This window comes from Olsenella sp. oral taxon 807 (assembly GCF_001189515.2).
Taxonomy (GTDB): Bacteria; Actinomycetota; Coriobacteriia; order Coriobacteriales; family Atopobiaceae; genus Olsenella_F.
This window is the reverse complement of sequence record NZ_CP012069.2, coordinates 1,831,256-1,853,124: the sequence shown is the minus strand read 5'-3', so window position 1 is coordinate 1,853,124 and position 21,869 is coordinate 1,831,256. Positions and strand designations below refer to the sequence as shown.

The 21,869-nt window shown below is 61.8% G+C and carries 20 protein-coding genes; 11 read left to right on the top strand and 9 right to left on the bottom strand.

The genetic code is table 11. From position 1 onward, the window contains the following. Positions 1–31: 31 nt before the first annotated feature. Complete coding sequence (locus ADJ70_RS07840; RefSeq protein WP_216597246.1) at positions 32–1,186, top strand: ATP-binding protein; 1,155 nt, start codon at positions 32–34, stop codon at positions 1,184–1,186. 44 nt (positions 1,187–1,230) lie between these two features. On the opposite strand, the gene ADJ70_RS07835 is transcribed toward ADJ70_RS07840, so the two are convergent. Next, on the bottom strand, positions 1,231–1,437 hold the full coding sequence (locus tag ADJ70_RS07835) for a hypothetical protein (RefSeq protein ID WP_050340619.1): 207 nt from the start codon (positions 1,435–1,437) through the stop codon (positions 1,231–1,233). A 262-nt stretch (positions 1,438–1,699) separates the two neighbouring features. On the opposite strand from ADJ70_RS07835, the gene ADJ70_RS07830 reads away from it, so the two are divergent. Continuing rightward, the gene (locus ADJ70_RS07830; protein WP_050340618.1) at positions 1,700–1,903 is read left to right on the top strand and encodes a hypothetical protein; all 204 of its coding nucleotides are present in this window, start codon (positions 1,700–1,702) and stop codon (positions 1,901–1,903) included. 106 nt (positions 1,904–2,009) lie between these two features. Here the strand turns inward: ADJ70_RS07830 and ADJ70_RS07825 are convergent, their stop codons facing one another. After that, entirely contained in the window at positions 2,010–2,642 is a 633-nt protein-coding gene (locus ADJ70_RS07825) for a GyrI-like domain-containing protein (RefSeq protein ID WP_050340617.1), read from the bottom strand. 234 nt (positions 2,643–2,876) lie between these two features. On the opposite strand from ADJ70_RS07825, the gene ADJ70_RS07820 reads away from it, so the two are divergent. Then, a complete protein-coding gene (locus ADJ70_RS07820; RefSeq protein ID WP_050340616.1) occupies positions 2,877–3,344 on the top strand; it encodes a hypothetical protein in 468 nt (155 codons plus the stop codon). 144 nt (positions 3,345–3,488) lie between these two features. Beyond that, entirely contained in the window at positions 3,489–3,944 is a 456-nt protein-coding gene (locus ADJ70_RS07815) for a zinc ribbon domain-containing protein (RefSeq protein ID WP_050340615.1), read from the top strand. Positions 3,945–4,103: 159 nt separating this feature from the next. On the opposite strand, the gene ADJ70_RS07810 is transcribed toward ADJ70_RS07815, so the two are convergent. Then, entirely contained in the window at positions 4,104–5,270 is a 1,167-nt protein-coding gene (locus ADJ70_RS07810) for a Fic family protein (protein WP_050340614.1), read from the bottom strand. Positions 5,271–5,724: 454 nt separating this feature from the next. Between ADJ70_RS07810 and ADJ70_RS07805 the strand changes: the two genes are divergently transcribed. Next, on the top strand, positions 5,725–6,501 hold the full coding sequence (locus tag ADJ70_RS07805) for a hypothetical protein (RefSeq protein ID WP_050340613.1): 777 nt from the start codon (positions 5,725–5,727) through the stop codon (positions 6,499–6,501). A gap of 270 nt (positions 6,502–6,771) precedes the next feature. Here the strand turns inward: ADJ70_RS07805 and ADJ70_RS07800 are convergent, their stop codons facing one another. Continuing rightward, on the bottom strand, positions 6,772–7,338 hold the full coding sequence (locus ADJ70_RS07800; RefSeq protein WP_050340612.1) for a GrpB family protein: 567 nt from the start codon (positions 7,336–7,338) through the stop codon (positions 6,772–6,774). Between the two features lie 427 nt (positions 7,339–7,765). Further along, complete coding sequence (locus tag ADJ70_RS07795; protein WP_216597245.1) at positions 7,766–8,239, bottom strand: L-2-amino-thiazoline-4-carboxylic acid hydrolase; 474 nt, start codon at positions 8,237–8,239, stop codon at positions 7,766–7,768. A 528-nt stretch (positions 8,240–8,767) separates the two neighbouring features. Here ADJ70_RS07795 and ADJ70_RS07790 point away from each other — a divergent pair. Beyond that, positions 8,768–9,406: a DUF5104 domain-containing protein gene (locus ADJ70_RS07790; protein WP_157051450.1), complete on the top strand. Its 639-nt coding sequence runs from the start codon at positions 8,768–8,770 to the stop codon at positions 9,404–9,406. Positions 9,407–9,536: 130 nt separating this feature from the next. Here ADJ70_RS07790 and ADJ70_RS07785 read toward each other — a convergent pair whose 3' ends face one another. From ADJ70_RS07785 to ADJ70_RS07775, 3 genes are all read right to left on the bottom strand, one after another. Then, positions 9,537–11,237 (bottom strand): ABC-ATPase domain-containing protein, encoded by a 1,701-nt coding sequence (locus ADJ70_RS07785; RefSeq protein WP_050340609.1) that lies wholly within the window; start codon positions 11,235–11,237, stop codon positions 9,537–9,539. A 135-nt stretch (positions 11,238–11,372) separates the two neighbouring features. Next, positions 11,373–11,981 carry a TetR/AcrR family transcriptional regulator gene (locus ADJ70_RS07780; protein WP_050340608.1) on the bottom strand — a complete coding sequence of 203 codons (609 nt, stop codon included), beginning with the start codon at positions 11,979–11,981 and terminating at the stop codon, positions 11,373–11,375. A gap of 230 nt (positions 11,982–12,211) precedes the next feature. Continuing rightward, positions 12,212–13,195 (bottom strand): helix-turn-helix domain-containing protein, encoded by a 984-nt coding sequence (locus ADJ70_RS07775; protein WP_216597244.1) that lies wholly within the window; start codon positions 13,193–13,195, stop codon positions 12,212–12,214. A gap of 167 nt (positions 13,196–13,362) precedes the next feature. On the opposite strand from ADJ70_RS07775, the gene ADJ70_RS07770 reads away from it, so the two are divergent. The 5 genes from ADJ70_RS07770 to ADJ70_RS07750 all read left to right on the top strand — a co-directional run bounded on the left by ADJ70_RS07770 (position 13,363) and on the right by ADJ70_RS07750 (position 19,894). Beyond that, entirely contained in the window at positions 13,363–14,034 is a 672-nt protein-coding gene (locus ADJ70_RS07770) for an MptD family putative ECF transporter S component (protein WP_050340607.1), read from the top strand. Between the two features lie 7 nt (positions 14,035–14,041). Further along, positions 14,042–14,743, top strand: coding sequence for an energy-coupling factor transporter transmembrane protein EcfT (locus tag ADJ70_RS07765; RefSeq protein ID WP_050340606.1), 702 nt, complete (start codon positions 14,042–14,044; stop codon positions 14,741–14,743). Continuing rightward, a complete protein-coding gene (locus tag ADJ70_RS07760) occupies positions 14,740–16,299 on the top strand; it encodes an ABC transporter ATP-binding protein (protein ID WP_253273140.1) in 1,560 nt (519 codons plus the stop codon). Before ADJ70_RS07765 ends, ADJ70_RS07760 begins: the two co-directional genes overlap by 4 nt. A 101-nt stretch (positions 16,300–16,400) precedes the next feature. After that, complete coding sequence (locus ADJ70_RS07755; RefSeq protein WP_050340605.1) at positions 16,401–18,146, top strand: ABC transporter ATP-binding protein; 1,746 nt, start codon at positions 16,401–16,403, stop codon at positions 18,144–18,146. Between the two features lie 2 nt (positions 18,147–18,148). Next, positions 18,149–19,894, top strand: coding sequence for an ABC transporter ATP-binding protein (locus ADJ70_RS07750; protein WP_050340604.1), 1,746 nt, complete (start codon positions 18,149–18,151; stop codon positions 19,892–19,894). Positions 19,895–19,918: 24 nt separating this feature from the next. Here the strand turns inward: ADJ70_RS07750 and ADJ70_RS07745 are convergent, their stop codons facing one another. Then, positions 19,919–21,412, bottom strand: coding sequence for an ATP-binding cassette domain-containing protein (locus ADJ70_RS07745; protein ID WP_050340603.1), 1,494 nt, complete (start codon positions 21,410–21,412; stop codon positions 19,919–19,921). Between the last annotated feature and the right edge of the window lie 457 nt (positions 21,413–21,869).

Here is a 21,869-nt window from a genome sequence, read left to right as displayed (position 1 = left end):
GTACCTTCAGGCATTCTATGGGGTCGATCTGGTGAAGCGCAAGTCACTCGTGGTGTTTGATGAGGTCCAGATGTTTCCCCAAGCGCGCGGCCTTATCAAGTATCTGGTTGCCGATGGTCGCTACGACTACATAGAGACTGGCTCTTTGCTCTCGATACGGCAGAACGTCGAGGGCATTATCATCCCCTCGGAGGAGGAGGCGGTTAGTCTTGGTCCCCTTGACTTCGAGGAATTTCTCTGGGCCATGGGTGAGGAGAAGCTCGCGACCCTCATCCGCAGGCAATTTGAGGCCCTGCAACCGCTTCCCGACGGTCTGCACCGTCGGGCGGCAGGGCTCCTGCGAGAGTATCTGTTGGTCGGTGGTATGCCACGACCTGCTGCCACGTACGTCGAGCACCGAAAGTTCGCGCCCGTAGACGAGGAGAAGAGGCGGATACTCGAACTCTACCGCAACGATGTCGCCAGATTTGCCAAGGGTTGTGAGTATAAGGTTGTCTCGGTGCTTGATAACGTCGCGGGACAGCTGTCCAAGCGCGAGAAGAAGTTCACATTGGCGTCGATGGGGAAGAACGCACGCATGCGGGGGTACGAGGAGGCATTCTTCTGGCTCTCTGACGCTCGCATCGCGAACGTCTGCTATGCCCCTAACGACCCTGGTGTGGGACTCTCGCTGAACATGGAGTGCTCGTCACTGAAGTGCTACATGGCAGACACCGGTCTTCTCGTGACACTTGCGTTCGCGGACGGGGACGTTACGGATGAGGGCGTGTATCGGTCGATCTTGCGCGGGAATATTGGGGTCAACGAGGGCATGCTGGTAGAGAACGTCGTTGCCCAGATGCTTGTGGCCGCCGGGCATCGGCTCTTTTTCTACTCGCAGTCGGGCAAGGCGCAGAAGGAGAAGCGCATGGAGATCGACTTCCTCGTCACGCGTCCCTACGCGAATGCGGCGTGCAAGCCTCGAGTGAGTCCGATCGAGGTGAAGTCTCCGAGGCAGTACGGCACGACGTCGCTTGACAGGTTCAAGGAAACGTTTGGGAGGCGCGTCGGCACGCAGTACGTGCTGCACACCCCAAGCAGATGCAGGTTGAGGGAGATCGCGTGCGCCTCCCGCTCTACATGGGCTGGTGTTTGTAGCCGGCGTGTCGCCACGGGGGCAGCTCTCTACCATCACCTACGCATGTAAGATTTCGATCATTGCCCATACGCCAAATTGGGCGAGACAATCGCTCACTTCGCGGTGGCGATGTGTGCGAATAGCCCCTTGTTTGCTAGGATCTCCTCCACGGCGAGCGACGTGAGGAGGGCGGAGAGGCTCACGCACTGCTCCTGCGCTATCGTCTCCAACGCTTCTTTCATCTCTGGCGTGGCGGCGAATATGATCCGCTCGGTCTTCTTTGACCCAAGCACGTGTTTTTTCAGCTTCTGGCCATCCATTGGAGGGTGCCCTTCTCGCACGAGGTGCTGTAATAAAATTTATGAGTATTTTATCGCATCGCGCGTCATTCTCGACTCCGCTGGAAACCCTGCATGACTCCTACGCATATTGTGCGCCGCATCGCCGCATCGCCGCATCGCCGCCTCGTCACACGACCGACGACGGCTTCGGCCACGTTCCTGCCACTTACACCTCCAGCTTATACTTCCATCTAAGACGAGCACGATACTGCACCTCTCTGCCTGGGTAAACAGGAGCTCGATGACCTCGCGGATCTCCGAGAAGGCGAGCGGGGAAGCCGAGCTCCTCGAAGACGAGCGCCGAGAGGCTCGCCATGTTGTCGGCCTTGGGGATCTGGTGGCACTTGGGGATCTGGTGGCACTCGTAGTAGATCGAGGATCCGCCCCGCCTGACAAGCGCTTGCTTGATGAGTTCGCTTTTGCCGATGTGGCGGTGTCCTTGTAGAGAAGGACGTCGCGCTGGGTGGGTTCAAGCGATATGACGAAAACGTACACTTTGACGGGACTTGCCGAGTATAAAGGACTCTGTATGGCTTAGGCGATGCGGATCCTCAGGCGACGCGGATCGGGTGGCGCACGACGGTCCTGAGCCTCTCGGGCGCGACCCTGCGGGTGTCAGAGAGGTATATCTCGTGGTGGTGGCGCTCGTCGGTGATGTCGAGCGCGTAGCCCTGGGCCTCCATGTGGGCGTGCATGGCCTCAATCGTCGCGGGCTCGTCGTCGTATGGGCCCACGTGCATGCATTGCACGCAGAGACCCTCGTCATACGCAAGGAACTCCACCTCGCCAAAGTCGCGCCCCTTCTTGGCGGATGCCTCGCCCTTCGCCCACTCCACCTCGTCTGGCCCCGCGAAGTCGGGCAGACGGATGAGGGAGATCCAGTCGAAGTCCTCCTTGCGGGTGTAGTCCACGCCGTGTAAGCCCTCCTGCCACCAGAGACCTTCCAGGGGCGGCACCACGAAGTCGAAGTAGCCGTCAATGCGGTGGTTTCCCTTCTTGGACATCTTGATGGTGTACGCGACCCCATAGAGCAGCTCGATGGCCCGGTGGTACGCGCCGTCCTCGGCGTTGGGGTCACCATGCCCGCGCACTGCCAGGTAGCTCGCCGGCGGCACCGTGACGATGCCCGGCTTTCGAGGTGGAAGGTAAAGACCCTTGTATTCTTTCTTGAAGTCGAGTGCCATGGTTGCTTCCCTTCGGCTTGGAGTGTTGCGACTGAGGGCATCATACGCGAGCATACATGACAACAGTGTGTCATGTATGCTCGTCGCTCACCCGTATCATGAGTCAGCTGCCCTTAACACCACTCCTAACGGTAGTCCTGCGCATACATATATAGTATGTCGTAGATATCGAATCACTGGGTAAACTTTGATGTGCTGACGTTTCGGCCGGCCGTCAGGCGATAGGAGCCCCATATGAAGACGTATGTTGAGACATTGACCTGTCCCACAAGTGTTAGCCAGGCATGGGCGGCGCTCAAGGAGATGAACCTATGGTTGCCCACGCTGTCAACCAACCGGGCAGTCAATTACGATAGGTCTGGCGGCTTCTTTTACCAGGGCAGAACGTATGAGGTCGTGACCAGGGAGGGCGTCACGATGGATAGCGAGATCTACCTTGTAGATGAGGCGGAAAAGAAGGTAGAGATCCACGCGAGTCACTCTATCCTCAAGTCGCTGCTGACCTGCTCCGTCGAGAGGATCGATGACCATCGCTGCAAGCTTACCCGCACCCAAGCCTATCCGGGGGTGTTCGGGTTCGTCTTTGTGACCTTCTTTGACCATCGGGAGTCAGGGGAGACGAGCGAGTACCTGGAGGTCTGGGCACATCATGCCCAGATGCTCACGAGGCCGCACGTGACATCGACTGCCGCTGATCGGTGAAGCCGTCGGGTGTCCCGGACGCCCTCTGGTGCTGGGATGTCTCCCCCGCGCTGGGCAACAGAGGGTTGCGTGACATAAGCCTTGTCTGTCCATACAATGAGAAAACGGAGGAAGGCAAGGGAGGCGTCGGCAAGGGAGGCGACCATGTCGATCGATGAGAGGATCCTGGAGATACGCTCGAGGGCGGGACTGACGCAGCAGGAGATGGCGGATAGGCTCTTTGTCACCCGTCAGGCGGTTTCCCGCTGGGAGAGGGGCGAGACCGTGCCGGGGATCGACACGCTCAGGCTGATCGCCGAGGCGTTTGACGTGCGAGTCGACCAAATCCTCGAGCTTCCGGGGGACAATCGTTGTGAGAGCTGCGGCATGCCCCTCGCGGATCCAAGCCTTCTCGGCACCGAGGCGGACGGCTCGCCTGCCACGCGCTACTGCAAGTGGTGCTACGAGGGTGGTGGCTACACCGCCCCCGACATCACGATGGAGGAGATGGCCGACGTCTGCGTGAGCCACCTGGCCGCCCCGGGCTCAGGCTTCACGGAGACCGAGGCACGTGACTACATGGAGGGGCTTCTGCCCCGGCTTAAGAGATGGTCATGCTAGGGCGGAAGACACCTCGATGCCTGGCGCAAGCGCTGAGGAACTAATCAGCGTGCCCCAGAATCTGAGGGGCACTATCCAAGAGGAGTCTGCTTGGGGTCTCTTCCTCCAAGATTTGAAGGGGACTACCGATGGCCCATGGCTCCTTGTCGTTGTGTATCCCTACAGTGGGTCGCTACCTTGGCGAAGGATGGTCAGGTATGCCTCGTACAGATATACGCGATAGCGCTGCTTACCAGCATCTCTCCTTTGCAGAATGCCAAGTCTCTCGAAGTCATGTACAAGCCGAGCTGCAGTGGTTCTTGAAATGCCAAGATGTTCACATACGAAGCCAATGTTAACGATGGGATTGCCTTCGAGCAGCTCGAGTAGGCGCTGGCCATTTGAGGCTGATCTACCAAGCCGATCGTTGACCAGATTAGCGTTGTCGTTATGCAGCATGACGATGTGAGTGAGGGCGTCATCGGCAACAGTGGCGCTTGCAAGCAGGCACTCGCAGAAGAATGCGACCCACTTAGCATAGCTGCCGTTCTGCCTCACGTCCATGAGTCGCTCATAATACTCTGATCTGCGTAGTTTGAGTTGGTATGAGGGGTAGAAGACGGCTCCGCTCATCACGTTGTCATTGAGGAGCGACAGCGTGATGAGGAGCCTGCCAAGTCGCCCGTTTCCGTCGAGGAACGGGTGAATCGTCTCGAACTGGTAATGTGCGAGGGCAGCCTTCACGATGGGGTCGACGTTGTGACTCTCGTTAAGAAACCGATCCAACCCTCCGAGCGCGACGTTCATGTCATCGACATTTGGGGGGATGTAGGCGGCCTCTCTGAGGATGCAGTCCGCAGGGCCTATCCAATTCTGGGATGATCTTACCATCCCGGGGTCCCTCTCCGCCCCGCGTGTTCCCTCAAGCAGGGTTGCATGGACTTTGCGGAGCAGGCGCAAACACAGGGGCATGTTTCGCATTTCCTCGACAGCTAGCTTGGTGGCCCGTACGTAGCTGACGACGTCGGCGACCTCACTCTTGGCGAGAGGGACGTTATCGGGATCCAGGATGTCGTCAAAGGTGCACTGCGTACCTTCTATCTGTGCAGAAAGCAGCGCCTCTTTTCGCACGTACATGGCCAAGTACATGGGTGCGTTCGGTATGAAGCGCAACATGCCCTCAAGCTTGCCGAGCATTCTTGAGCAGGCGGTAAGGTTGCGGATAGTCTCGTCGTCAAGTTTGAGTGGGATGATCGTGTCAAGTGGACTTGGCACGAAAGACTCGTATGCGAGCTTACCCCTGAGGTTCTTCCTCAGAAACCCCTGCCCATTGTCTTTCCACCTCATGGCTTTTCCTTACGTGCCTTCCAATGATCAGAACACTGGAATATACTCTAGCAACTTTTTAAGTCAAAAAGTAGTCGTTACAGCATGTGTATGGTCTCTAATGGTGCAAATTGGCCATTAGAGACGCGGAACCAACCAATGACTTGTTGAAATTCGGTTCTCAAGCCATTGTGGGGCTCCCTTGGCCTGTGGCTCCACCTGGCCTGAACGAGGTCTTCCCGGTACATGACGAAACACTTCCTGTGTGTACCCTCGCGGCACATCTGTCATTCTTCAGGAGCGGCAGCCCGGTTGTGGGAGTCCTCGAATGGCTGCGTGGTCCGGTCGGTATAGGCATTGCCCACGGGTTGTGGGATGGGTCTTTCTGCGCCTCCCCGACCGAAGATTCCGAAATAAGAAAAACATACGTTCTAATAAATGCCGTCCTGTGCTATGATGAGGGCAGGAGAAGGCGATGGCGAGGGGAGAGGCATATGTCGCGGCGAGGCGGGACATGGGCGAGCTGAGGCCCATAGACGACCTGATGTTTCGGGTGATGGCGAGGGACGAGGCCTTCTGCGGGGAGCTCCTGGGGGTGCTGCTCCAGGACCCAAAGCTCGAGGTCGTGGAGTGCGAGCCGCAGTCCGCCGTCACGAACCCGCAGGGGCGCTCCGTGGTCCTCGACGCCCTCTGCGAGCTCTCGGGCGGCAGGTTCGTGGACGTGGAGGCGCAGCGCACCGACAGGGACGACCTCCAGAGGAGGGCGCGCTACCACGCCTCGCTCGTGACGGCGGACAGGACGAGGCCGGGCGGGCGCTTCGCCGACGTCCCGGACGTCTGCGTGGCGTTCGTCTGCGAGTTCGACCCCCTCGGGGAGGGCTGCTCGCCGTGTCATGTGGACAGGGTCGTGAGGGAGAGCGGGCGGACGCTCGAGAACGGCCTCTCGGAGGTGTACGTGAACGCCCTGGCGAGGGACGGCGGCGAGGTCTCCGCCCTCATGAGGGTGTTCACGGAGGTGGAGGCGTACGACGAGGCGCGCTTCCCGGAGACGTCGAGGGTGAAGAGAAGGCTCAGGGAGACGGAGGAGGGGCGAAAGGACATGGGCAGCGTCATAGAGGAGATCCACGTGGAGGGCAGGGCCGGGGGGCTCGAGGCGTTCGACAGGCTTGTGCGCGCCGGCCTCGTGGACGCGCACGCCGCTGCAGCCTTGCTGGAAATAGATCCCGAGGAGGTCGAGCGCATGCTCGCGTAGTTCTTCTCGTGCACAATCCTGTGTCCTTTGCCGCAAAGACGCTGCCATGAGGCTAGACTCGGGGGCCTCACGCTTGGGTCTTCATGGGCTGGGGGGCGCGGAACAACTCAGTTCGCTAGCCGTGAGAGATAGTCCCACCGTTGGTCGGGCAAGGTGGTCGCTCGTGAGATGTCCGCAAGCAGACAGCCGTTCCCTTCTCCAGTCTATCCAAGCGAAGGCGTAGGGGGCTCTCGGGAGAGGATGGTGCGCGGCGTGCAAATGTCGCCCGCATCAGTACCTTGCCCCATACTCATCTCTTGCCTTTTTGGTGTACTTCCTTACGAAGTTACCCTTCGCTTCTGTGTAGCCGTCTCTATCGTGTTCGTATACCCTCCATAACGACAGTTTCAGCGTCTCATAGTCTTTGGCAGTATCAGCGTGCTCTCTTAGGAAGTCCCTGAAGTAGAGTTCGTCATTGTCGCCGGTCACGCGGATGTGGAGGTGGAAGACCCTCTCTGCAAAGCCGTCAGGCGTGTAGCCCTTGTTCATCGATATCCTGTGCTCCTCTTGGCTCATGCACAGCCAGCCGCTTTTCTGGAGGATGCCTTGGATTTCCTTCATGGAGCTCTCATCTCTTAGCTCGAGCAGCATGTCGATGATGTTCTTTGCCCATATGCCCGGAACTGCGGTGCTCCCGATGTGGGACAGTCGCCTCACTGCCGCATCTGGCAGCAGGGCTAACAGGCTTGCCCTCTCTTCCTCATACCAACGCTCCCAGTCGTCGTTGTGCTTCACCAAAAATATTGGGAAGAGTTGCCATAGCTCCTCCAGGCTCATCTCTTCCAGTCGCCTGCCCATCGTTGTCCTTTCTGTATGGGTAGCTCGCCGTCCGAGAGGGTGTTCGCTATCCTGAGTGGAATGTTACCGCTTGACAAGCTGCTATCTTAGCATCGGTAGAATGCCGGCGTATATGCAGGGAAGATCGGGAATCGCGTGGAGGACGACGTATGCCTATTCACGGCTCCATCCGGACCGTGCAGGATCATGAGCCTGAGGCGCCCACAGGTCCCCTCGGGTGGGTCCTGATACTCGTCCGGTCTCCGCAGAGTGCACGTTTTCATCACCGTAAAGAAAGACCAACTGAGGCGTCATCTTGGATCCGTTCAAAATGACGCATGATCGATACGAAGTCTGATCAGATCTTAGCTGATGGCCCTCACATTTGACCGGAGGCGAGATGATGGGTCCCAGTGTCCGCCGGGTCGTGACATCCATCAGGAATTGCCTACTCGCTCTTGTTCTTGATCCAGTAGTCACAGTCCTCGTACCCATCAGCAACGGTGTGCTCCCGGTGAAGCGTGCCTCCGAGATGCTCTATGATCGCCTTGTCCGCCTCGCAGAAGTACGGTATCAGCTCGCCATACCCGTTTCTTTTCGCAAAGTCGGCAATGGGGCAGCCCACCAGATGAACACTGATTCCCTCCTTGTGGTGCAGCGGATTTATCCTCATCCCCCAGCTGTTGTTCCAAGATCCGTCCTCCCTATGCCTGTTCAGCCTCCTTGCCCTGAGTCCCAAAAGTGTATGGAGGATCCTTCGTACCAGGGCGTTGTTGAGGTCGAGTCGGGAGAGCTGGCCACCCCTTCTGCCCATGATCGTCATCTCGCAGCACATGGTCGTGATCTCATCTGGTGGCATGTCACGGTTCATGCACTCGTAGTAGGCAAAGGCCGAGAGCGCCCCGTAGAAGTTTTTCGACATCGGGTTTTTCCTTCCGCCGATGCTTGGCGCCTCACGCGCAAAACGCTCATATGTTCGTAGTATCCTTTGATACACCCTTTCGGCCTCGACGGGGGAGAACCTCTCGCCTAGCTTCCCCTTGATCCATCGCGCGGATGTTTGGGGCATTTCATATACAGCCATGGTCTTCTTCCTCGGTAAAACAGGTGATTGGCCCGTCAGCAGCCCTTGAGGTCTCGCGTATACCTACAGTGGCCCGCGCGGCCATGTCGTCAAATCCCCGCGCTCGTTGCGGGCCAATAGGGGAGCATGCGCCCGCCTGCGGTGCACGCCTCGCTTCACCCGTAGCTACTTCATATATGTTTACCCATAGTTACTTAGTGCAAATTTACCATACCATATAATCACCGATCTTCTATACTTGGACTATCCCAGAGGAGATGGGGAGCGATGGGTGAACGGCGACCCTGAGAAGAGGGACCTCATGGTCTTCGACGACAAATCCAGGAAGGCGTGGCTCGCGTGGAGGGGCAAGGAGGACCAGCTGTGGTGAGGCGCTCGTTCATCGCGGCCACGCTCTCCCTCGCGTGCGCCCTGCTGCAGGGGGGCTGCTCCCTCCCGAGGACGGACTCCGCCATCGAGCACGAGCTGTCATCGGAGCTCCTGCGCCGCCTGAACGAGGACGACGCCGCGGGCGTGGAGGCGATGTTCTGCAAGACGAGCCGCGCGAGGCCGGAGCTCAGGGGGGAGATAGAGCGGGGTATGGCCTTCTTCGAGGGCAGGGTGGAGACGGGCGAGAGCGGCTGGAGTACCAGCTCGAGCGGGGATGAGTACGTCGAGCATGGAAAAACGCTGAGACGTTCGGTCAATCCCTGGATCGAGAACATCCGTACCGACGCGGGGAAGAGGTACGAGATACATATCTACTATTACGAGACGTACGTCGGTCACGAGGACCTGGAAGGCGTCTCCGAGATCGACATATGGGAGGTCCTCCGGGACGGGACGAGGGGCGAGAAGTGCGTGATCGGCCAGTACCTGGACCCGTCAAGACCGCCCGAGTCCCGCGAGGAGGACACGACGTGGCACGACTGGGGCCCAACCCAGGACACGGGCGAGCGGGAGAGTACCAGGAGCGCCGGGGGATGCCCTCGGGCGGAGGACGTCGCCCTTGGGACGCCGGCCTGACGTTGACTTCGGTTTGCCGATGACCCTCGGCCCGCACGACGACCACCGTGCGGCCGACGGCATCGGCACCGTCTTCTGCTGGGCTTCGAAGAAGGGGACAGCGGATGCCATGGCGGGCAGGACGTAGGTGTCAGGTCTGGATTCTCAGCCTGCGGCAACGCCTGATCGCGGCTTGTAGCTCGTACGGGCGTGGCCGGGCAAGGTGTCCCGGGTGGCCGGGGTGGGGCCAGAGCCAGTCGAGCCCCTCCTGGTCTATGCGGCGCAGCAGCTCGTCGAGCCTGTCGGACACGCTCGCCCGATCGTCGAGCGTGTCGCTCAGACGGTCGAGGGCGCGGGCGATGGCCTGTGTCTGCTCTGCATCGACCAGCTGCGAGACTGCAGAGAGGTCTATGGTGTCGCCGCCATAGCGTATTGTCGCCCTCCCGAGTGCCTTGGCAGGTCTGTCATCCTTGGGTGGTCCAAGGGTCACGCTCGTGGGCTTTCGTGCCTGCAGTGCGTTGAACACGAGTTTCTGTGGCTGGGTTGCCTGCGTGCCAACGAGCGTGCGCGCCTGTTGCGTGACGTCGCGCGGGACGTAGCGATTGACGGCGATAACGAGGTCGGCGACACCAAAGAACGCTCCCGATCCGCCTGCAACGAGCACCGTCGACACCCCAAGCTCATCGAAGAGGGCTCGGACGCGGTCGACAAAGGGTGTGATGGGTTCCTGGTCGGCGGGGATCAGAGAACGCATGAGCTCATCTCGGATCATGAAGTTCGCGGCCGACGTGTCCTCGTCCATCAGCAGCGCCGACGCACCGGCTCCGACGGCTTCGACGAGGTTTGCGGCCTGCGAGGTGGAGCCGCTGGCGTTAGCTGTGCAAAACGCGCTCGTGTCGACGCCAGAGGGCAGGTTGGTGATGAAAGGGGAGATGTCCGCCCCCGTCACCGCGCGGCCGTCCTCCGCCCGCACGCTCACGACGTCAGGTCGGGTGATGACCCATTCGCGACCATCTGTAGCAATGTGGGGATAGACGCCGCGTTCGATCGCGCGAAGCAGGGTGGACTTTCCGTGGTACCCTCCTCCTACGATCACGGTCACGCCCTCGGGGATGCCCATGCCCGTAACCTGGCGGCCGCTGGGCAGATCGAAGGAGACCCGAAGGTTCTGCGGGCTCACGAACGGTACGACCGAATCTCCCTGAAGGGGAAGATCTGAGTTACCGGCGCGACGGGGCAGGATCGCTCCGTCGCCGACAAATGCGACCAGTCCTCGCTCAGCCAAGGCGCCGCGGAGATGCTCCTGGTCGCGTAGGAACAGGACCTGATCGCGCAGGGCCTGCTGGTCGATCCTCCCAAAGAGCAGGGAGGCCTCGGCAATGCGCGGCAAAAGCTCGGCGAGGAGCGTGGCGGCCTGGCGTCCTTGGACCCTGCGGCCTCGGGCGGGAAGGCCCACATCGATGCGCGCCTCGACCAGGTCTGCGGTTATGAGGACGCTCGTGCGCTCGAGCACCTCCTGACCAGGATGCCCGATGCTCACGAGTCCACTGCCACCCGTCCCCGTAGGCTTTGGGACGAGCCTGTGTGCGACGCGATCGAAGCCGCGTGTCATAAAGTCGCTCACGGCTATCTTCCCCACTGCGTCGCAGATGAGATCGGCGGGGATGCACGCTGTGTCCATATTGACGCCGATACGTATCCGCGAGGGTGGCGCATAGGGATCGACCTGGACGTGGTCGACGGAGAGTACGAAGGCTCCAAGACGGTAGCTTCCTTTCAGCTGTTTGTACGAGGCGTACCCCTTCCCGTCCATACGGGCGAGGATGCGCCTGAGCTCCGCTTCATCATGCATGTGCGTTCTCCTTACTTGACTGTCCGTGCCGGGTAGGCGGGCGAGGTCGGCGTCGAGGCCTGGCGATCCTACCTACGAACCTCATGCTTACGGAACATGGGATGCGGCCTTGCATCGCCGATTGGCTCCTATCATCTAGCTGTCGAGCAGCCCCCTCACCAGCGCCTTGACGGCAGTGTCAAGCTTGTCGGGTTGCGGAAGGTCGGTGGGACGGGTCACTGCGGTGACGGTGAACCCTTGGATCAGGGTGAGGACGAGACCAGCGGCCTCTGTGGGCGTGAGCAGTGACAGCTGTCCTGTTGAGTTTACGATGACTTCCTCGATGCGTCGGTGCCAATCATCGAGAATACCGTTTCTTTTGGAGTGCTCGAGCGCCTGTGGCGCAACTTGCATTGTCGTCGAGGCCAACGCCCTGAACATCGTATCACCCGTCACCAGTCGCACGAAGCGTGACAGCAGCTCCTCGATGGCCTCGCGTGGGTGATTTGAGGCGTTGCCGTCGGGGTCCGCATTGAGGTCTTCAAACAGGCGCCGCCCGTAGTCGGACCAGCCCCATTGGAGTGCTGCGTCCAACAGAGTCTGCTTGTCGTGGAAGTGATGCTGCAAGCCGCCTCGCGTCACGCCGGCCCTTTCGGCGATGTGCTTGAGCGTCGCCTCCCTCCATCCTTTCTCCTCAAATGACAACAACGCTGCCTTAAGCAGCGCAATGCGGGTCTTTGCTGCGTCCTCGGCCGTTCGTCTCATGCGCTAATCTCCTTTCCTGTGGGACTTAAGATGGTAGCGCTGCGGGACTGCAGAGATGGTAAGCATGGGCAACTATTTAAAAGAACTTTAATATATATGGCCAAGATTAAATGTATATGATGAAAATAAGAAGAATCGAGGTACAGCGCTTGTCAAGCCCACGGGATATCGCTGCGCTCGTGTCGTTTAGACAAGCGTGCGCAGTTCCGCACGGCTCCCACCCCGAGGCCTCAGCCCCTCATCGCGCTCGGAAGTACCCCGGTCACCCCACTGAAGGCCTTTGTGAATGCGCTTGGCTTGGCGTAGCCGACACGTCTCGATATCTGTCGTATGGGGAGGTCAGTGTCGGAGAGTAGCTCCATCGCGCGCTCCATGCGGATGCGCTTGACGAAGGCTGCGGGCGTGCATCCGTACCGCTGCCTGAACAGCGTCTTGAACTTGGTTCTCCCCATGCAGGCTAGGCACGAAAGGGTCTGGCAGTCGAGGCATGCGTCGAGGTTGTGACGGATGAACGTCTCGACCTCGTTGAGCGAGCGGGCATCCTCTGCGGCCAGCCTCCGTGGGGGCACGCGCAGTCCGGGTGGGCGTGTGCCCGCGAGGTCCTCACCAAGGGTGCCTCGCTTCTCTCGTCTTTCGATCTCCCCGGCGCGGTCGAGGACCAAGGCGACCGTCTCGGCGACCGCCCCCTCGTAGAACAGGGTTGCGCCGATGCCGCGCCCGCGGTAGGCCCGTATCTGCCTGAACAGCGCTGCCAGTGCAGGAAAGTCCCTGCTGCCGTTTACGAGCTTGAAGGCCCTCCTGACGTTGGGAATGTCACCAAAGCGCTCTTGAAGGTAGAGCCGGTAGTAGTCGGGCGAGATGGTGATGCTCGTGGCGCGACTCACCGCGCCCCTCTCGCAGCGGGCGACGTACTCTGCCCCCTCGTCGGCGATGTATGTGCCGATGACATGGCTGCCCGTGGGGCAGAAGGAGCTGCGCACGTCCAGGTCCGTCCTGTCGTAGTACGCGATGCTGAGGTGCTCGGCGTGACGGTAGCGAAAAACGCCGCGTGCGCTAAACCGGAGGTCGAAGGCGTTGATGGCAAAGAGCTTGCCGTGAAAGTACGCCCAGTACTCGCCTGAGCCGCACTCGCCTCGAAAGCGGTACAGAGTCCCCGCAGGACCATATCCGGTGGCGGATCGTGACGGGACCATCTCCCACTGTCTGAACGCCATGTCATAGAGGTCTCGTTTGATGTCTTGTATCGGATGCCTCCTACCCAAAACGGCCGAATCGCTACCCCAAGGCGACGACATTTGGCCGTGATTGCCCCGACCCCGTACCTCTTCGCTAGTGTAGCAGAAGAGGTTAGTTATACCTAACTGCCTTGAGGAGGTATCTGGTGGCAGAGCTGGGACGGGCGTCAAAGGCGTCAACAAAGACAGAGCGTAGAGAGGGCCAAGAGGGACATGGCCAGGCGCGAGGGTGGACCGTGCGGGATGTGGTGACCCTCGTCGCGTTCAACCTGATCATCATCGCGGTCACCTTTGTGCTCAAGCTGGGGGAGGACCTGCTCTTCTCCCCGCAGGTCGAGTTCTTCATAGGGTCGTGGCTGTTCCCGCTGGCTGCCACCCCGTTCTACCTGGTGATGGCAGACCGCATTGGCAAGCGCGGCGTGCTGGCCGCGACCACGCTGGTGTTTGGCTTGCTGTACACCCTCATGGGGAGTTTCTACTGTCTTCCCGTCGCCCTCATTGGGGCGGCCGTCGGCGAGCTGTCCATGGTGGGCGACGGCTCCTATCGCAGGCCAGTGCGGGCCACTCTCGGCTTCTACGTCTATTGGGTGACGTTTGGCTTCTACGGGGTCGTCCCGTACCTCCTGTTCCGGGATGCCTACATCGCCCAGCTGAGCGGTATGTATCGCATGGAGGATGTGCTCGCCATGGTCGCCCAGTACACCGAGCCTCCCTGGATAGCGCTCATGCTGGCCCAGTTTGCGGTGGGGACGGCTGTCGGAGGGCTCATAGGGACGAGGCTCCTGAAAAAGCATGTCCGCAAGGCCAAGATAGCCTGAGGGGCCCATGATCACCCCCGACTGCAGAGAGGGCGTGCTGGGACTGGATCCGCGAGTGCACCTGGCGTCGATCGTCATCGTCGGATGTGCGTCGATCGCCCTCGTGGCGATCCTGCCCCTGATCCTCCTTCAGCTGATCGCAGCCGTCTACCTGGCCCTTAACGGCCGCATCAAGCTTGCGGTGAGCTGTTGTCTGAGTTTTTCTGCCTCCGCGTTGCTGTGTCTCGTGCCGCTTCCCGGGCTCTACGGCGTCCTCTTCGTGAGCCTCATCCACCTGACACCTCCGTTCACGGTCGCCTGCGCGCTGTTCACCCTTTCGCCCTCGGCCGTGATGTGCGCCCTCTCCCGCTGGCACGTACCCTTGTTTGTGCAGGTGGGGGTATGCATGATGGTCCGCTTCGTGTCCCTTCTTGGTTTCGAGGGAGAACAGGTGCTGCGCGGCATACGCATGCGGGGTGTGTTCGCCCGGTGGACAGACGTCATCTTTCATCCAGCCTTGGCCTACGAGTGCCTCTATGCCCCTCTGGTGATGCGTTGCCTGCGCCTCTCGTCAGAGCTGGCCGCCGCTGCCGAACTGCGTGGCATACAGGTGCGGGGAGTCCGGTCATCCGTGCATCACGTGGGCTTTTGTTGGCGCGACGGCGTGACGCTGCTCTGTCTGGGCGCCCTGTGCGCCTCGCTTATGCTTGTTCCGAGGGCGCTGCCATGATGGGGGCGGCCCAAGGCGCGACAGGGACGACCCAAGGTGCGGTGAGGATGGCCCAAGGCGTGACGGGAACGACACAGGGCGCGGTGGGAGTGTGTGGCCTAGATGCTACCGTTCAGATGCTCGACGCCTCCTTTTCGTATGGCCTGGACGAGGAGAGAGACGAGCTCGGCGGCAAGGAGAGCCCTGCTGGCGATGTGGCCCAAAGGGCGGTCGATGGCGTCTCCCTGCACGTGGAGCTGGGATCGTGCCTGGTTCTTTGCGGTGCCTCCGGAAGCGGCAAGTCGACCGTGCTGCGTATGATAGAGGGACTTGCGGGCTCCTTCTTTCCCGGAGCGCTTTCCGGTCGGGTCATGGCCTGCGGATGCGACGTCCAGAGCTGGGACGCTCGTGCGCGCGCCGAGAGCATGGGCGTGGTGATGCAGGATCCTCGAAGCCAGTTCTTCATGGGAACGGTCTTCGACGAGATCGCGTTCACCTCAGAGAACCTCGGCGTTTCTCCTGACAAGACGGTCGAGCGGGTGAGGGGCGCGGCAGCCCTCTGTCGGGTGGACGCCCTGCTGGGCGAGGAGCTTACCCAACTCTCGAGCGGGCAGAAGCAGCGGGTTGCGCTGGCGGCCGCGATCGCCAAGGTCCCGAGGCTGCTGGTGCTCGACGAGCCGACGTCGAATTTGGACGAGGAGGGCGCGCGCGTCCTCGTGGACATCCTCACCGACTTGAAGCAGAAAGGCATTGCCTTGGTCGTGTCGGAGCACCGCCTGCAGCCGTTCGTGCAGATAGCCGACTCTTACGTCTGCCTTCGCGGCGGGCGTGTTGTAGCCCGGTGGAGTTCGAAGGAGTTCAGGAGTCTGAGTGCCTCTGAGGCAGCCGCCTTGGGGCTGCGCCACCCCGGCATGACCCGTCGTCACGCCTGCCCGACACAGGACGTCACGACAGGGGAGAGGGGGTGGACGGTCGTGGACCTGAGCTACGAGTATCCGTCGACGGGAAGGGGCGTGCACGGGGCGAGTGCCCACTTTGCGGCGGGAGCCGTGACGGCACTCTGCGGTCCGAACGGAGTCGGCAAGACGACGCTCGCTCGCGTGCTCTGCGGGGCGTTGCGCGAGCGGGCGGGCCACGTGCTGCGCGACGGGCGGCCCGTCTCGTGCAGGGACCGCCGCCGTTCCAGCTGCTTTGTCATGCAAGATGTTGACTACCAGCTGTATGCGGGAAGCGTCGCCGACGAGCTGGTCTTGGGGAGGCGGGTCGACGACGCGCTGAGGTCCCGTGCCTGGGCGGCGCTCGATGCCTTTGGCCTGCGCGACCTGGCCTCCTGCCATCCCCTTGCCCTTTCGGGCGGGCAGAAGCAGCGGGTGATCCTTGCCGCCGCCTACTGCTCTGACGCGAATCTCGTGGTTCTCGACGAGCCCACGAGCGGACTTGACGGCACGGGCCTCAGGCAGGTTTGTGACTGGTGCCGGACGTTGGCTGACGCCGGGAAAAGCGTCGTCATCATCACCCATGACCGGCTGCTCGTGGACCTTGCGGCCGATGTGGCAATCGAGTTGGGGAGGGCGTGAGCATGAAAGGGAGAGTTGCAGGCGCACAGCCGCCATCGGCGTCAACGAGTCGAAGCACGCCGTCGCCGCCGGACCGTGGCGCGCGGTTGGCACCGTCGCCGATGGATCGTGGCGCGCGGCCGAGTGCCTTCGCGAAGCTGTACTACTTCATGAGGCCCGACCGCGCCCTCATGCTGGCCTCTCTTGCCCTCGCCTGTCTCGGCGAGGTCTGCGGCATGGTGCCGTACTTGGTCGTGGCCCTGCTCGCCGCCGGCCTCATCGACAATACCCTCACGCTTGGGCATGCCGGGCTTCTCGCCCTGGCGGCCGCCCTCGCCCATGTCGTGCGCTTTGTCCTCACCTGGCGCAGCTCGATGATATCTCACAGGATCGCCTTCAAGGCCCTGCGCAGCATGCGCGAGCAGATGGCGGCCAAGATGTCGCGCGTTCCCTTGGGCACGATCGTCGACACGCCGACGGGCGTCTTTCGTAATCGCTTCGTCGATAACGTCAACATGCTCGAGGACGCGATCGCCCACTTCATGCCCGAGCTTCCCTCCAACGTGTTCGGCCCCCTGCTGGCGATGGCGATCGTCTTTTCCATTGACTGGCGCATGGGACTTGCGGGACTCGCGACGCTTCCCCTTGGCGCGCTGTTCTTCCTGCTCATGATGCGCGGTTACCAGGAGAAGATGGCGCGCTACATCGCTACGGAGAACCACATGAACTCGACGCTTGTCGAGTATGTGAACGGCATCAAGGTCATCAAGGCGTTCGGGCGGTCGGCCTCCTCGTATGGGGCGTTCTCGAAGGCCGTGGCCGCCTATCACGACTCGACGCTTGACTGGTTCAGGCAGAGCTGGGTATGGATGGCGGCGATCAAGTCGGTGGTGCCCTGCACGCTTCTGGCCTCGCTCCCCGTCGGTATCTGGCTCATGTCGACAGGAGAGCTCGCGCTCCCGGCGTTCATGTGCTGCATCGCCATCCCGCTCGGCTTCATTGGGCCCCTGATGAAATTCGCCCAGGCCGCCGGAATGGTATCGCGCATGGACGTATGCTTGAATACGATCTGGGACTTTCTCGGCGAGCCGGAGCTGGTACGCCCGCAAAAGCGGGTAAAGTTGAACGGCCGGTCGCTCGAGTTCGATAGGGTATCCTTCTCCTACCACGAGGGGACGAGGGTGCTGCATGATTTGAGCTTCACCGTCGTCCCGGGTACGATCACCGCGATCGTCGGACCCTCCGGGTCGGGAAAGAGCACCATCGCCAAGCTGATGGCCGGCTTCTGGGACGTCACCGAGGGCGCGATACGCTTCGGTGGCGTGGACGTGCGAGACATCCCGTTCGCGCAGCTCATGGAAAACGTCTCCTATGTCGCGCAGGACACCTTCCTCTTCGACCGCTCGCTTGCCGACAACATCCGCATGGGGAGAAAGGATGCGAGTGACGAGGAGGTGATGGCCGCCGCGAGGGCGGCGGGTTGCCACGACTTCATCGAGGCGCTGCCGCAGGGCTACGAGACGCTGGCCGGTGCGGCGGGCGGCAGGCTTTCGGGTGGGGAGCGACAGCGGGTGACCATCGCCCGCGCGATCCTGAAGGATGCCCCCATCGTGGTCCTAGACGAGGCGACCGCCTATGCCGACCCAGAGAACGAGACCCTCGTCGAGCGGGCGGTCGGCCGCCTGGTCGAGGGCAAGACGCTCGTGGTGATCGCCCACCGCCTCTCCACCATCCGTCATGCGCAGCAGATCCTCGTGGTTGACGGCGGAAGAATCGTCGCACGCGGTACGCACGGGGAGCTGTTGGCGACAGGTGGGCTGTACGCGCGCATGTGGAGCCAGCACATGAGCACGATCGAGGAGGTATAACTGTGTATGCATTGGCAAGGCGGGTACTCGACCTGGCCGGCAGCTTCTCTGTGGCAGCGCGGCGCAGCCTCATCGTCGGTATGGTCTGCAACGTGCTCAAGGCGCTCTTCATGGCACCGACCATCGTCGCGGTGTTCTGGGCCCTGGAGCATCGCGACGCCCTTGGGCCAGATGTCATCTGGCAGTGCCTTGCCCTGCTGCTGGTGAGCGTGGCGGGGCAGTACGCGATGCAGTACGCGATCGACATCACCATGGACGCCCGTGGCTTCGACATCTTCAGGGATCTGCGTCTGCGCGTGGGCGACCGCCTGAAGGGCGCGGCGATGGGCTACTTCAGCGAGCAGCGCCTTGGTGCGATCGCCACGACGCTCACCACCACGCTCCATCAGCTCGAGGAGTTCATGACCATCTGCCTTACTGGGCTCTCGGGTGGTCTTGCGACAGCTGCCATCATGGGCATCGGGTTCTTGCTCATGGCGCCGCCTGTCGCCGCGATTACGTTTATGGGCATCGTGGCGGGCCTGTTCGTTCTGCGCGTGCTGCTGAGGCGCTCGGGTGCGGTGACGAAGCGGGTGCTCAAGGCCCAGGAGGCGATGAGCGACGCGGTGATGGAGTATGCGCGCGGCATGGCGGTGCTGCGCTCGTTTGGTACGCCAGCCGATGCCTTGGCGGCAGCAGAGAGGAGCTTCGAGGAGAAACGCGCGGCGGACTACGCTCAGGAGGCTGCCGCACAGGGACTGCTGAAGCTCTATGCGCTTGTGTTCAACCTGGCCAGCTGCGGCGTGCTCTTTGCCGCCTGCGCCCTGTGCCTGACCAGTGCCTTGTCCCTGCCGTGGGCCCTCACGCTCCTCGTGGCCTCCTTCATGATCTACGGCGAGCTGATCGCCGCGAATAACGGGGCGTTTCTCTCCAAGAAGATCGGCAACGAGCTGGACCGCGTCGACGAGGTGTGTGACATCCCCAAACAGGACAGCACGGACGAGCCCCTTGCGATGGTGGGCTACGGCGTCGAGTTCGACCACGTGAGTTTTGGCTATGGGGACGGCCGCGAGGTGATCCGCGACGTGAGTCTGCGTATCCCTGAGGGCAGCTCGTGCGCGATCGTGGGGCCGAGCGGCTCGGGCAAGACGACGCTGGTGAACCTCATCGCCCGGTTCTGGGACGTCGATGCGGGGCGGATATCGATCGGCGGCGCTGACGTGCGAGGTGGCACCGCCGAGAGCCTGCTGGCGCGGATCTCCATGGTCTTTCAGGACGTCTACCTGTTCAACGACACGATCGAGAGCAACATACGCTTCGGCGTGCCCGAGGCCACCCACGAGCAGGTGGTCGCCGCGGCAGAGGCGGCGCGCTGCCACGGCTTCATCAGCGCCCTGCCGCAGGGGTACGACACGGTTCTGGAGGAGGGCGGGGCGAGCCTCTCGGGCGGTGAGCGTCAGAGGATCTCCATCGCCCGGGCGATCCTCAAGGACGCGCCCATCGTCATCCTCGACGAGGCAACGAGCTCGGTCGATCCCGAGAACGAGCACGACCTCATCGCCGCCCTGTCACGGCTGACCGCCGGCAAGACGGTCATCTCCATCGCGCATCGCCTGAACACCGTGGCGACGGCCGACCAGATACTCGTCTTGGACGCTGGCCGCATCGTGCAGCGGGGCCGCCACGGGCAGCTGATGGAAGAGGAGGGGTTGTACCGCAGCTTCATCGAGCTCAGACGGGCGGCGGCCGGCTGGACGATTGGTGGGTAGGTGCGTGGCCCGCGCCGGGACCCATCACCGAATCCTCAGTCGCAGCTCTCCCTCGTCGCCTTCCATGATCTCCCAGCGCGTGGTCGTCGTTGATGCGACTAGCCTCTCGTCATGGGAGACGAGCAGCAGGGCCCCGGGGAATCCCTTGAGCATCTTGCCCAGCGCCTCGGCCGAGCGCAGGTCGAGGTGGTTGGTCGGCTCGTCCATGACGATTACGGGCGTGCGGTCGAGGATGCCGAGTGCCAGCATCAGCTTTCGCAGTTCGCCGGGGCTCGAGGCGCCTCCCTCCAGCGCTCTGGACGGATCTGAGTTGAGTCGGGCGACGATTGACAACACGAAGCCCCGATCCGCAGGCGAACGTGACGCGACACGCGTGAGCAGCTCGTCCTCCTGACATCGGTCCAGCTCCTGCGGGATGTAGGTCAGGCCAATGTCTCTGGGAAACGATTCGAGCAGGGCGCCTACGAGCGTGGTCTTGCCCGTCCCGTTGCGCCCGACGAGTGCGATGTGGTCGGTGTTCCCCAGGTAGAGCTTGGGGATTCTCAGGAGACGCCCGTCCTTGAGGGGAAGCGCCTGGGCGGCCAGGTGCATGAGCACCCTCCTTTTGCAGGGCATCGCATCCGCCCAGACGTCTCCCTCGTAGGTCTTCTCGACAACGATCGATCCGACGATCGCCTCGGCCCTCGCGAGCCTGCCCTCCATCCGAGCGCTCAGTGCCGGAACCTTGCCGTCCTGCCCGGTGAGGATCGCACGATGTATCTTCGCACGGGCATCGCTGTCGTGTTTTCCCAACTTACGCGCACTTCTGCGGGAATCGGCGAGTGCGGCCCTCTGACGGAGGCGCTGGGCCTCCGTCGCCAGTCGCTTGCGATCGCGCACCGCCCTGTCGCGCTTGCGGGAGCTGGTCTCGCGCTCGAGCGCCTCCTGGCTGGCTCCCTCCGAGTAGCTCCCGGGTCTTAGGATTGTCTCCCTCGGGCGCATGAAGAGACACTGGGAGCAGAGGGCGTCGAGCAGCGCGCGGTCGTGCGATATGAGGATGCCCACGCCCCTGAAGGAGGAGAGGGCCTTCCGTATGGCCTCGCGTGTCGGTGCATCCACGTGGTTGGTCGGCTCGTCGATCACGAGTAGGTCGGGACGCGCCCATAGCGTGCAGGCAAGCTGCACGAGCTTTCGCTGTCCTCCAGACAGCTCTCCGTAGCGCCAGGGCCACCCATCGTCGATGCCGAGGTTCTGCCTGAGGCGCAGCGCGTCTCGATCGTAGGCGGCGGCAAAGTCCTCCAGTCCCTCCGGCCTGACCATGACACTCTGGGGACAGTACGCCGAGAGGAGCCTCGGGGACACGCTTCCCGCGTCGGGCTTGATGAGGCCGCAGGCGATGCGGGCGAGCGTCGTCTTTCCGCATCCGTTGTCCCCGACAAGCCCCGTCCATCCCTGCGGCAGGGTGGCAGAGACGCCTAAGACTGCGGGGTCTGCGGCGCCGGGATAGGTGTATTCGATTCCGTTCAGGATGAGCTGCATGAGCGGTCTCCCGTGAGTCTCTCGTCTTGGAAGGCCGCGCTCCGAGTAGGCGTTAGGCTGCGTGCCGCTGTCGACGTGAGCCGTGAAACAGCGGTATGGAGGTCGAAAGGTCAGTCTGCGTGGGCTATATGGACCAGCCAGCGATGCGGATCAGCCAGCGATGCGGCGCCTGGAGCGCAGCCGGTTTCGGTCTGCTTGCTTTGGGCGCCCGTTACGGGCATCGCTAGCCTCTCATGCACCTGTCCCTTCTCGTCCCGCCGCTTGCCAAAGGCTTCGGGTGTTGTTCGATGCATCGATTATAGGCGATGTCGGATGATTGTGGGCGGCGTGACCGGGTCCGCAGACGTCACAATCGCGAAGTGAGTGATTCACTCACATCACAATCGCGAAGTGAGTGATTCACTCACATCGAGATTTCTATCAGTAAGCGATCTACCTGCGTGTATATAATTTCAGC

Bases quoted from the DNA above. Each gene is read 5' to 3' on its own strand.
- ADJ70_RS07835 (WP_050340619.1), bottom strand. From the start codon at position 1,437: ATGGATGGCCAGAAGCTGAAAAAACACGTGCTTGGGTCAAAGAAGACC.
- ADJ70_RS07830 (WP_050340618.1), top strand. From the start codon at position 1,700: ATGACCTCGCGGATCTCCGAGAAGGCGAGCGGGGAAGCCGAGCTCCTC.
- ADJ70_RS07825 (WP_050340617.1), bottom strand. From the start codon at position 2,642: ATGGCACTCGACTTCAAGAAAGAATACAAGGGTCTTTACCTTCCACCT.
- ADJ70_RS07820 (WP_050340616.1), top strand. From the start codon at position 2,877: ATGAAGACGTATGTTGAGACATTGACCTGTCCCACAAGTGTTAGCCAG.
- ADJ70_RS07815 (WP_050340615.1), top strand. From the start codon at position 3,489: ATGTCGATCGATGAGAGGATCCTGGAGATACGCTCGAGGGCGGGACTG.
- ADJ70_RS07810 (WP_050340614.1), bottom strand. From the start codon at position 5,270: ATGAGGTGGAAAGACAATGGGCAGGGGTTTCTGAGGAAGAACCTCAGG.
- ADJ70_RS07805 (WP_050340613.1), top strand. From the start codon at position 5,725: ATGGCGAGGGGAGAGGCATATGTCGCGGCGAGGCGGGACATGGGCGAG.
- ADJ70_RS07800 (WP_050340612.1), bottom strand. From the start codon at position 7,338: ATGGGCAGGCGACTGGAAGAGATGAGCCTGGAGGAGCTATGGCAACTC.
- ADJ70_RS07795 (WP_216597245.1), bottom strand. From the start codon at position 8,239: ATGTCGAAAAACTTCTACGGGGCGCTCTCGGCCTTTGCCTACTACGAG.
- ADJ70_RS07785 (WP_050340609.1), bottom strand. From the start codon at position 11,237: ATGCATGATGAAGCGGAGCTCAGGCGCATCCTCGCCCGTATGGACGGG.
- ADJ70_RS07780 (WP_050340608.1), bottom strand. From the start codon at position 11,981: ATGAGACGAACGGCCGAGGACGCAGCAAAGACCCGCATTGCGCTGCTT.
- ADJ70_RS07775 (WP_216597244.1), bottom strand. From the start codon at position 13,195: ATGGCGTTCAGACAGTGGGAGATGGTCCCGTCACGATCCGCCACCGGA.
- ADJ70_RS07765 (WP_050340606.1), top strand. From the start codon at position 14,042: ATGATCACCCCCGACTGCAGAGAGGGCGTGCTGGGACTGGATCCGCGA.
- ADJ70_RS07760 (WP_253273140.1), top strand. From the start codon at position 14,740: ATGATGGGGGCGGCCCAAGGCGCGACAGGGACGACCCAAGGTGCGGTG.
- ADJ70_RS07755 (WP_050340605.1), top strand. From the start codon at position 16,401: ATGGATCGTGGCGCGCGGCCGAGTGCCTTCGCGAAGCTGTACTACTTC.
- ADJ70_RS07745 (WP_050340603.1), bottom strand. From the start codon at position 21,412: ATGCAGCTCATCCTGAACGGAATCGAATACACCTATCCCGGCGCCGCA.